A 7,336-nucleotide genomic window follows, 5' to 3' on the forward strand; every position below is an offset into this window, starting at 1 on the left:
CCGCAATCCCAGATGCACATCTGTGAGTGGAGTTCTTAGGTGTGATCTTCCGATCTCCACCCACGCGTAAAAATGGGCGCCCAGCCAAGGCTCCATTTTTTCCGCTTCGGTGCCGGGCAGGAAGCCGATCTCTTGGTCGAGGCCCTGCACGCTGCGGGTGGCGATGATGCGGCGATAACGCTTGCTGACCATGGTCTGCTCGATGGCAGCGGCCAGCGCCAGAATGGTTTTACCGGAGCCTGCGGCACCCGACAGGTTGACCAGGTGAATGTCCGGATCGAGCAACGCATACAGCGCCAGGCTCTGATAGATGTCGCGCGGCTTGAGCCCCCACGCTTCCTGATGCAGCAGCGGTTCCTGATGCAGGTCGAGGATCAGCAAACGGTCTTCTTCAATCTCCTTGATCCAGCCCACGAAGCCCTGTTCATCAATGATGAATTCGTTGATGTGCACCGCCGGCAGGTTGTCGATCAATTGCACCTGGTGCCAGGTGCGGCCGTGGTCCTGACGGGTTTCGACCTTGCTCACACGGTCCCAGAAAGAGCCGGTCATGTTGTGGTAGCCGTTGGGCAACAGGGACACGTCATCGACCAGTTGGTCGGTGCTGTAATCCTCGGCATCGATGCCGCAGGCGCGCGCCTTGAGGCGCATGTTGATGTCTTTGGTGACCAGCACCACCGGTTTTTTCGGTTCGCGAGTGTGCAGGTCGATCAGTTGGTTGATGATTTTGTTGTCGTTCAGATGCTCGGGCAGAATCAGGTTCGACTCAGCCTGCTTGCTCATCAGAATTGACAGCAAGCCCTTCGGCCCGCTCTTGCCGCGCTGGATCGGCACACCCAGTTCGACGTCTTCCGGGGAAGCATCGCCCAAGGTCTTGTCGATCAGCCGGATGGCCTGACGGCATTCGGCGGCCACGCTGTGATGCCCGCTCTTGAGCTTGTCCAGCTCCTCAAGCACGGTCATCGGGATTGCGACGTGGTGTTCTTCGAAATTCAGCAGGGCGTTTGGATCGTGAATCAATACGTTGGTATCGAGTACATAAAGGATTGGCTGGTTGGAAGAAGGGCTACGTCCGTGATCATCCATACTCGGTCACCTTTGTCAGAGCCAGTAGACGCAATACCTGAGCGGTGCTGCGCCTCGAAGTGACTGCCGAAATCTCACCTGCGGAGATTCAAGTGACTGCAAACAAATGGGTCTTGGGAGACGCCACCTGTGTTGCAGGTTTCGGCGGTCTGTCTTCGTAATACTCCAAAACCCATGACATAAAAAAGCACTTTGACGGTTTTTTTAAGTTTATTTTGCAAAGTGACGAAAAGCCCTTGGCGGACCGCCCTGCCCCCGTTAGAGTCGGAAGTCCGCCTGCATCGAATTCCCTGACAAAATCGCCCCAACCCCAATGTTTCCGGGCTTTCTGCGTTTCTCAGCGAAACGCGTCCTGACAGTCTTCCCAACCGATCCCGCTTTGCGCGGTTTGCGTGATCAGCCACGGCATCGCCGTCTTCACTGCATCCTGTTTCATGTTGAAATTGATCACCCCGTGACGCCACAACAGCATCAGGGTCAGCACCCGTTGCCCGCTCTGGGGCCCCTTGAGCTTGCCGGCGCCGTCCTGGGCATCGATGTCCCACAACGCCACTTGCAGGCCCTGGGTGTTGAAGAAACCTTGCGCATCGCTACGACGCTGGCCATCCGGCGGACGAAACAGTGGTACGTAGTTCTCCGGCAGTTTGTTCTTCACCAGATCAGCGCTGCGCCGCACCGAATCCTGCCAGTCCTGCCAGTGGCTGTGGGAACGGAACTCCCAACCCTGCACACCCACGCATTGTTGCGAGAACGCCGCTTGCAGGCTGCTTGCCGAACGGTCGGCCAGACGTGCCTGGATATCCTTGCCCAACATGAAGAAAGTGCCGCTCATGTTCGACTTGCGCAGATACTCAGTGAGCCAGTCGGCGTTGTCCGGTTGCGCGTTGGCAGCGCTGTCGAATGTCAGCACAAACAGTCGGTCATGCATCTCGTCGCCGTTGCGCTCATAGTCGCCGAAACGATCGATTTCACTGCTGGTCTGCGGGAACAGCGCCGCCTTGCGCAGCAGTTCGTCGAGGTACTGCAAATGGAAGATCCGGCTCGGCTCGGCCCATTTGGTGTAATAACTGTCGTCACTGACCACGAACTTGGCGGCCTGCTCGCGCAGGGTCGGCAGGTCTTCGACGAGGAAGCAGAACGATGCGTCCTGATCGCAACTCTGCTGGGCGAAGTTGTAGTTGGCCAGCAGGCGCTGCCAGAGGCGTTGGCGCAGGCTGTTGATCGCGTCGATATTGATCGTGCGCAGCCCCAGACGCTGGGCCAAAGCGGCCTCGTCCATCGACTCGGTACCGAGCAGGCCTCGGGCGAACATGAGGATTTCCGCCCGGGAAGCGACGTCGAACAGCGTCGGGCTGGTCAGTTGCTCCGGCCAGGTACTGCGATCCAGCGTCGCCACATCGCCCGGCGCCGCCACGGCACCGAAGCTCAACAGCCACGCGGTGAATAAAAGAACAATGCGCAAAAGGGATGTCTCCATAACAAAACCCGCGCGGCACTATAGCTGATCCTGCCCCATTCCCCTTAGCCACGGATGATCGTTCCCACGCTCTGGGTGTTAACGCCTCCCCGGACGCTCCGCGTCCAGCTCGACGGTGACGCGGAGCGTCACAGGCGGCATTCCCACGCAGAGCGTGGGAACGATCATCGCCAAGCCGTCGATCACCTATGGGCTTGATAGCTGGAGTCATCAAGGACAACCCCCTAGAATCGCCCCCACGATTAAAGGAGACGACTTCATGCTGATGGTGATTTCCCCCGCAAAGACCCTCGATTACGAAACGCCGCCGGCGACCCAGCGCTTCACCCAGCCGCAATACCTCGACCATTCGCAGGAACTGATCCAGCAATTGCGCGACCTGACGCCGGCGCAAATCAGCGAGCTGATGCACGTCTCCGACAAGATCGGCGGGCTCAACGCCGCACGGTTCGGCAGCTGGACCCCGGCGTTCACCCCGGAAAACGCCAAGCAGGCGCTGCTCGCATTCAAGGGCGATGTCTACACCGGTCTCGACGCGCAATCCTTCAGCGAAGCGAACTTCGATTACGCGCAAAAACACCTGCGCATGCTCTCCGGCCTCTATGGCCTGCTGCGTCCGCTGGATTTGATGCAACCGTATCGCCTGGAAATGGGCACCAAACTGGCCAATGCCCGTGGCAAGGACTTGTATGCCTTCTGGGGCACGCGCATCAGTGAATGGCTGAACGAAGCACTGGCCGATCAGGGCGACGATGTGCTGCTCAACCTGGCGTCCAACGAATACTTTTCGGCGGTCAAACGCACTGCCCTGAACGCGCGGATCATCAATGCCGACTTCAAGGATCTGAAGAATGGTCAGTACAAGATCATCAGTTTCTACGCGAAGAAAGCCCGTGGCCTGATGAGCCGCTTCGTGATCCAGGAAAAAATCAACGATCCCGCTTTGCTCAAGCAGTTCGATGTACAGGGTTATCGCTACAGCGCCGAACAATCGAAACCGGACAACCTGGTGTTTCTGCGCGACCACGCCCCGGAATAAAGCATGCCCATTGCACGACTCTTTGTTTAAAGAGTCGTGCAGCTCGCACGATGTCAAAAATCCCTCGCCTGTTTTCGCCATTTTAATGGCGCCAAAAAACCTCACCTGTCCTTTCTAATATTAGTTTCACTCGACACTGATCATTTTTTTCAGTAGTGGCACGTAAATTTTTTCGCAGTAGTGGCACAAAACTATCTACCGCGATTATTCGCCTACATATAAAGGGCGAAAACGAAAGTGCTATCAAATTGAGACCAGTGCCATCTTCGACAATATTTCAAGAAATTTCAGATTTCGCGATGAGCGGACAGGAACTTCATCCAAATGCATAGCTCATACCACCGGTAACGATTCTCGCCGAGTTTGTACGAGATAACTTACGTAGGACAAAAGGCCATGTAACCAAGTTGTCACAGCAACTTGCCTAGATGACTAACTAGTCCGAAAACATACTGAAGGACAGGAGATACGCACCATTAATATCCCCTACAAGGCCAAGGCCGCGCCCCTATAAACGTGCTTGCCTGAGCACCAGACCGCTTGATCCACGGGCTTTACGCCTGACATCGAGCGCATTAGACGATTGCACAAGCGTCTTCCGAACGGAAGATCGGCTGCATAACAGGGCACGTCACAACTACAAGGCCTAGTTGCGCACATCTTGAGTGCACTTATTTAGACACTCGGAACTTTTTATGCCTGCACACGGTATTGCGGCGTCTCCAAGCCGCACTTCCGAGTGCACTAGTGACCGCTGAACACCATTAACTCCGGCCTTCTAAGGCCTGATATATACAGAGGTAATTGCGATGCGCATCAGCATATTTGGTTTGGGTTACGTTGGCGCAGTATGTGCCGGTTGCCTGTCTGCACGGGGCCATGACGTGGTTGGCGTCGATGTTGCCAAAGACAAGATCGACATGATCAACGCTGGCAAATCTCCCATTGTTGAACCGGGCCTGGGCGAACTTCTGCAACAGGGTATTCAAACCGGTCGTCTGCGTGGCACGACCAACTTCGCCGAAGCGATTCGTGACACTGACCTGTCGATGATCTGCGTCGGCACGCCGAGCAAGAAGAATGGCGACCTGGAACTGAACTACATCGAAGCGGTATGCCGCGAGATCGGTTTTGTCCTGCGTGAAAAAACCACCCGCCACACCATCGTCGTGCGCAGCACCGTGCTGCCGGGCACCGTCGCCAATGTGGTCATCCCGATCCTCGAAGATTGCTCCGGCAAAAAGGCTGGCGTTGATTTCGGCGTCGCAGTTAACCCTGAGTTCCTGCGTGAATCCACCGCCATCGCCGACTACGACCTGCCACCGATGACCGTCATCGGCGAGTTCGACAAGGCTTCGGGAGACGTTCTGCAATCGCTGTACGAAGAACTCGACGCACCGATCATCCGCAAGGACATCGCTGTCGCCGAGATGATCAAGTACACCTGCAACGTCTGGCACGCGACCAAAGTGACCTTCGCCAACGAGATCGGCAACATCGCCAAAGCGGTCGGCGTCGATGGTCGCGAAGTGATGGAAGTGGTCTGCCAGGACAAGACCCTCAACCTGTCCCAGTACTACATGCGTCCGGGCTTCGCGTTCGGCGGCTCGTGCCTGCCAAAAGACGTCCGCGCCCTGACCTACCGCGCCGGTTCGCTGGACGTCGAAGCACCGCTGCTCAACTCGCTGATGCGCAGTAACGAATCGCAAGTGCAGAACGCCTTTGACATCGTTGAAAGCCACGACAAACGCAAAGTCGCCCTGCTCGGTCTGAGCTTCAAGGCTGGCACCGACGACCTGCGCGAAAGCCCGCTGGTGGAACTGGCCGAAATGCTGATCGGCAAGGGTTACGACCTGAGCATCTACGACAGCAACGTCGAGTACGCCCGTGTTCATGGCGCGAACAAAGATTACATCGAGTCGAAAATCCCGCACGTATCGTCCCTGCTCAACGCGGACTTCGATTCGGTGATCAACAACTCCGACGTGATCATCCTCGGCAACCGCGACGAGAAATTCCGCGCGCTGGCGCAGCAGGCTCCGCACGGCAAACAGGTCATCGACCTGGTGGGCTTCATGGCCAAGGCCACCGATGCCGGTACGCGCACCGAAGGTATCTGCTGGTAAAGCAGCCCCAAGCGACAAGCCTCGAGTTGCAGCTTGCAGCTCGAGGCTTGCAGCTCGAAGCCTCTAATACCTTCGGATGACGCTGATGACCAAGCTCAAACATTTTTTTCTGCAATCAGCCGGCTGGCTTTTTTATCTCAGTCTGCTGATGGGCCTGGCCTTGATGCTGCCCACGTCCACATTCGACTCCGAGTCGAAGGACTTCATTTTCCTGATTGGCGCCGTCGGTATCTGGCGCTACTCGATGGGTGCAACGCACTTTGTGCGCGGCATGATTTTCCTCTACATCGTTTACCCGCACCTGCGCCGTAAAGTGCGCAAGCTGGGTAAAGCGGCGGACCCGTCGCATGTGTTTCTGATGGTCACCAGTTTCCGTATCGACGCGTTGACCACCGCGCAGGTCTACAGCTCGGTGATCCGCGAAGCCATCGACTGCGAACTGCCGACCACCGTGGTCTGCTCGATCGTGGAAATGTCCGATGAGCTGCTGGTCAAGGCGCTGTGGGCGCGGATGAATCCGCCCGACCGCGTGAAGCTCGACTTCGTGCGCATTCCCGGCACCGGCAAACGTGATGGCCTGGCTTACGGCTTCCGCGCAATCTCCCGCCACCTGCCGGACGACCGCGCCGTGGTGGCCGTGATCGATGGCGACACCGTGCTCGGTGAAGGCACCGTGCGCAAGACCGTGCCGTGGTTCCAGCTGTTCGGCAACGTCGGCGGCCTGACCACCAACGAATTCTGCGAAGTGCGCGGCGGCTACATCATGAGCGAATGGCACAAGCTGCGTTTCGCCCAGCGTCACATCAACATGTGCTCGATGGCTCTGTCCAAACGCGTGCTGACCATGACCGGTCGTATGTCGGTGTTCCGCGCCACCGTGGTGACCAACCCGGAATTCATCGCCGACGTTGAAAGCGACTCGCTGCAACACTGGCGTCTGGGCCGCTTCAAGTTCTTGACCGGCGACGACAAGTCGAGCTGGTTCAGTCTGATGCGCCTGGGTTACGACACCTTTTACGTGCCGGACGCAGCGATCAACACCGTTGAACACCCGCCGGAAAAGAGCTTCATCAAGGCCAGCCGCAAACTGATGTTCCGCTGGTACGGCAACCACCTGCGCCAGAACTCGCGCGCACTGGGCCTGGGTGTGAAACGCCTCGGCGCCTTCACCTCGGTGGTGCTGTTCGACCAGCGCGTATCGATGTGGACGTCCTTGCTCGGCCTGACCGTAGCGATCATCGCCAGCTTCAAGTACGGCACCGCGTTCATCCTGGTTTACCTGCTATGGATCGGCATCACCCGCCTGATCCTGACCCTGCTGTTGTCGTGTTCCGGTCACCGCATCGGCCCGGCTTACCCGGTGATTCTCTATTACAACCAGATCGTCGGCGCGCTGGTGAAGATCTGCGTGTTCTTCCGCCTCGACCAACAATCCTGGACTCGCCAACCCACATCCCTGACCCGTGATCTCGCCAGCTTTCAACGTTGGTTCAACACCTGGTCGTCTCGGACCATGACATTCTCCGCCGGCAGCATTTTATTCTATTTGCTGGTTTTGATGGTGTGTCAAGTCCATTTTGTTTTTTCAATGTATTATGCCGTATGATT

General features: G+C 57.2%; 5 protein-coding genes. 3 read left to right on the forward strand and 2 right to left on the reverse strand.

Annotation, left to right across the window (positions count from 1 at the left end):
- Positions 1-1,086: PhoH family protein (locus ACIONG_RS28120; protein WP_401304073.1), on the reverse strand; the 1,086-nt coding region annotated here is incomplete at its 3' end.
- 337 nt (positions 1,087-1,423) lie between these two features.
- Positions 1,424-2,548: a polysaccharide deacetylase family protein gene (locus tag ACIONG_RS28125; protein WP_213027629.1), complete on the reverse strand. Its 1,125-nt coding sequence runs from the start codon at positions 2,546-2,548 to the stop codon at positions 1,424-1,426.
- A 274-nt stretch (positions 2,549-2,822) separates the two neighbouring features.
- Between ACIONG_RS28125 and yaaA the strand changes: the two genes are divergently transcribed.
- The 3 genes from yaaA (at position 2,823) to alg8 (ending at position 7,334) form a co-directional block, all read left to right on the forward strand.
- The gene (yaaA, locus tag ACIONG_RS28130; protein ID WP_401304076.1) at positions 2,823-3,602 is read left to right on the forward strand and encodes a peroxide stress protein YaaA; all 780 of its coding nucleotides are present in this window, start codon (positions 2,823-2,825) and stop codon (positions 3,600-3,602) included.
- Positions 3,603-4,411: 809 nt separating this feature from the next.
- Complete coding sequence (locus ACIONG_RS28135; RefSeq protein WP_213027627.1) at positions 4,412-5,728, forward strand: nucleotide sugar dehydrogenase; 1,317 nt, start codon at positions 4,412-4,414, stop codon at positions 5,726-5,728.
- An 85-nt stretch (positions 5,729-5,813) separates the two neighbouring features.
- Positions 5,814-7,334 carry a mannuronan synthase gene (gene alg8 / locus ACIONG_RS28140; RefSeq protein WP_401304079.1) on the forward strand — a complete coding sequence of 507 codons (1,521 nt, stop codon included), beginning with the start codon at positions 5,814-5,816 and terminating at the stop codon, positions 7,332-7,334.
- Positions 7,335-7,336 lie beyond the last annotated feature (2 nt).

It is taken from the genome of Pseudomonas sp. NPDC087817, from assembly GCF_044742875.1.
GTDB lineage: Bacteria > Pseudomonadota > Gammaproteobacteria > Pseudomonadales > Pseudomonadaceae > Aquipseudomonas.